The organism is Nocardiopsis sp. TNDT3 (assembly GCF_003427465.1).
GTDB classification, from domain to species: Bacteria; Actinomycetota; Actinomycetes; order Streptosporangiales; family Streptosporangiaceae; genus Nocardiopsis; species Nocardiopsis dassonvillei.
The window spans coordinates 1-2,915 of sequence record NZ_QPFC01001061.1 but is presented as its reverse complement, the minus strand read 5'-3'; the positions used below and the strand labels follow the sequence as shown (position 1 = coordinate 2,915).

Sequence of the window (2,915 nt, the reverse complement as noted above, 5' to 3'; positions counted from 1 at the left end):
GCGCACCACCGCGCCGATCGAACGCCCGTCGGCCGCCCGGGACCGGCCGATGCCGCGCAGCCGCTCCACGTCCTCCGGCGGCAGCCGCGTCGCCCCGGCCGCCCACAGCTCCAGTGAGCGGCCCATCAGCCACCCGGTGATCGCCCGGACCTCGGTGAGCTGGGACCCGTGCAGCGCGCGGTAGGCCGGGACCTCGGCGTGCACCTCGGCGACGATGCGCTCGACCAGCCCGGCCCGCTCCCGCGCCAGCTCGGCGCCGACCCGGGCACGCTGTTCGTGTCCCATCGCCCCACCTCCAGAACGGCCAGGGAAGCCTATCGGCAAGCCCTCGTGCGCAGGGGAGGGAAGAGCGTGCGGGCAGGACCGGCCCCACCGGGGTAGGGGGAGAGAGGAGAGAACACAGTGACGACTGGGAGGCGCCGCCGGGGCGGAGAACGGCACCGGGGGAACCCCGTGCCGCTCCCACCGGCGGCTCCCTCCGCCCGCGCGGAGAACTCGGTGTCCGGGATGTCCCCACACGTCGGCTGTCACCGGGCGTGAACGGTAAAAAGCCCGCACAGCCACGGCGCATCTGGGACCGCGACCCGCCCGGACGTGGCAGTATGCGACTGCGGTAGGGGGAAGACCGCATGTTGGAAGAGCAAGGCAGACCGTTCGGAGCCGACGGGGGATGAGACAGATGCAGCAGACGACCGTTCCAGAACTCACTCTGGGTAATGGCCTGCGCATTCCGCAGCTGGGCTTCGGCGTGTGGCAGGTGTCCCAGGAGGAGGTCGTGGCGGCCGTCTCCACCGCGCTGGAGGCGGGCTACCGCAGCATCGACACCGCGGCCGCCTACGGCAACGAGGAGGGGGTGGGCGAGGCGCTGCGCCGCTCGGGCCTGGAGCGCGGCGAGCTGTTCGTGACGACCAAGCTGGCCAACCCCGACCAGGGCTACGACGCCACCCTGCGCGCCTTCGAGGCCAGCCTGGGACGCCTGAACCTGGACACCGTCGACCTGTACCTCGTGCACTGGCCCATGCCCCGCCGGAACCTGTACGTGCCGACCTGGAAGGCGCTGGAGCGCCTCTACGCCGAGGGCCGCGTCCGGGCCATCGGCGTGTCCAACTTCCAGCGCCCGCACCTGGAGCGGGTCATGGAGGAGGGCGGTATCACGCCCATGGTCAACCAGATCGAGCTGCACCCGCTGCTCACCCAGGCGGACATGCGCTCCTTCGACGCCAAGCACGGCATCGTCACCGAGGCGTGGAGCCCCCTGGGGCAGGGCAAGCTGCTCGGCCACCCGACCGTCGTCGCGGTCGCCGAGGCGCACGGGCGCACGCCCGCGCAGGTGCTGCTGCGCTGGCACATCCAGCTCGGCAACGTGGTGATCCCCAAGTCGGTGACCCCCGAGCGCATCCGCTCCAACTTCCAGGTCTTCGACTTCGAGCTCTCCCGCGCGGAGATGGACCGCATCAGCGGGCTCAACACCGACAGCAGGTTCGGCCCCGACCCCGACGACTTCGACGGCGCCTGAACCTCCCCGCCGCCCGCCGGGGCCAGGAGGGGCCCTCCTAGCCGCGCAGCTCCCGGTGCCTGCGGGCCCCGGCCAGGACGGCCTCGGTGCCGTTGCGGCGCATGCGGCCGACGTAGACGGCGCCGCCGACGAAGATGGCGGCGAAGACCCCCAGCACGGCGACGAGGGCGAGGGCGGACAGCAGCACAGTGATCGACATGCGCTCATCGTAGCCGCACGTGCGGCGGGTTCCCAAAGGGCCCGTCCGTGACGGTCGGCGGGCGCGACACGGGCAGGAGGGGCCGCCGATGGGCCGGACACCGCACGAGATCGTCAACCCGCTCACCCTCGCCGAGCCGACGGGGTCCTCCCACGCGCTCGTGGTCAGCCCCGGGCGGGTGGTCCACGTCGGCGGGCAGCGCGCGCACCGCCCCGACGGCAGGATCGTCGGGGAGGGCCTGGCGGAGCAGTTCGACCGCGCGCTCGCCAACGCGGTGGAGGCGCTGCGCGCTGCGGGAGCCGAGCCCGCCCACGTGGTGGACATGCGCGTCTTCACCACGTCCATGGCGGCCTACCGTGCCCACGGCCAGAGCATGGGCGCGGTCTATCGGCGGCACATGGGCCGCTTCCACCCGCCGACGACGGTCCTGGGGGTGGTGGACCTCCTGGACCCCGACGCCGTGGTGGAGGTGGCGTGCACCGCCGTGGTCCCCGACGCGGCCGGGAGCGGACCCCTGCGCGCGGAGCAGGTGTGGAGACCGGTCGAGGAGGCCGGACGGCCCGGGGTCACCGTCTCCTCGGACGGGGTCGGTCCGCTTCCGGCCCGGCAGCGTCCGTAGCGCCCCCGGTGCCGCGTTCCGGGGCCCGGGCGGGAGCAGCGGCGGCGGCCTCGGCCCGTCGCCCCGGTAGCCGGTCGGGGGTGCTCGTGGTGGAACCGGCCGTGCGTTTCGGTTCCCGGTCGGGAGCGCCGGTAGCCTTCGCGTCCGTCCGGGCGGCCCGGCTCCCGGTTCCCCCGGTGCTCACCAGCACCACGGCCACCGCGCACACCGCCATCCCCGCCAGGGCGGCTGGCCCCACGGGATCGCCGAACATCAGCCACGACCACACCAGCGTGGTGGGCGGGGTCAGGTACAGCAGGGCCGACACCCGGGCCACGCCCGAGCGGGCCAGGACGGCCCAGTACAGGCCGTAGCCGCCCAGGGTGGACAGCACCACCACCCACACCACCGCCGCCCAGAACCCGGGGTCGGCGGGCGGCGCCAGCGTCCCGGTGACCGCGGCCAGCCCCGTGAACAGCACCGTGCTCACCGCGCACTGCACCGCCAGGGCCTGCACCACCGAGCCCCCGGGCCGCGCGCGGCGCTCCAGCAGGGTCGCGGCCACCAGGGACAGCATCGCCCCGAACGGCAGCAGGTAGCCC

Annotated in this window: 4 protein-coding genes and 1 pseudogene; 2 read left to right on the top strand and 3 right to left on the bottom strand. The window is 74.1% G+C overall.

Features of this window, described 5'->3' with window-relative positions; genetic code table 11:
- Positions 1-285, bottom strand: a pseudogene (locus DQW06_RS23840) (PucR family transcriptional regulator); the annotation flags it as partial.
- Between the two features lie 394 nt (positions 286-679).
- Between DQW06_RS23840 and DQW06_RS23835 the strand changes: the two are divergent.
- On the top strand, positions 680-1,516 hold the full coding sequence (locus DQW06_RS23835; RefSeq protein WP_041552498.1) for an aldo/keto reductase: 837 nt from the start codon (positions 680-682) through the stop codon (positions 1,514-1,516).
- Positions 1,517-1,553: 37 nt separating this feature from the next.
- Here DQW06_RS23835 and DQW06_RS29310 read toward each other — a convergent pair whose 3' ends face one another.
- A complete protein-coding gene (locus DQW06_RS29310) occupies positions 1,554-1,715 on the bottom strand; it encodes a hypothetical protein (RefSeq protein ID WP_167539491.1) in 162 nt (53 codons plus the stop codon).
- A gap of 88 nt (positions 1,716-1,803) precedes the next feature.
- Between DQW06_RS29310 and DQW06_RS23830 the strand changes: the two genes are divergently transcribed.
- The gene (locus tag DQW06_RS23830) at positions 1,804-2,334 is read left to right on the top strand and encodes a RidA family protein (protein WP_117199350.1); all 531 of its coding nucleotides are present in this window, start codon (positions 1,804-1,806) and stop codon (positions 2,332-2,334) included.
- Here DQW06_RS23830 and DQW06_RS23825 read toward each other — a convergent pair.
- Positions 2,282-2,915: DMT family transporter (locus DQW06_RS23825; RefSeq protein ID WP_157983584.1), on the bottom strand; the 634-nt coding region annotated here is incomplete at its 5' end. The two genes, DQW06_RS23830 and DQW06_RS23825, sit on opposite strands and share 53 nt — an antisense overlap.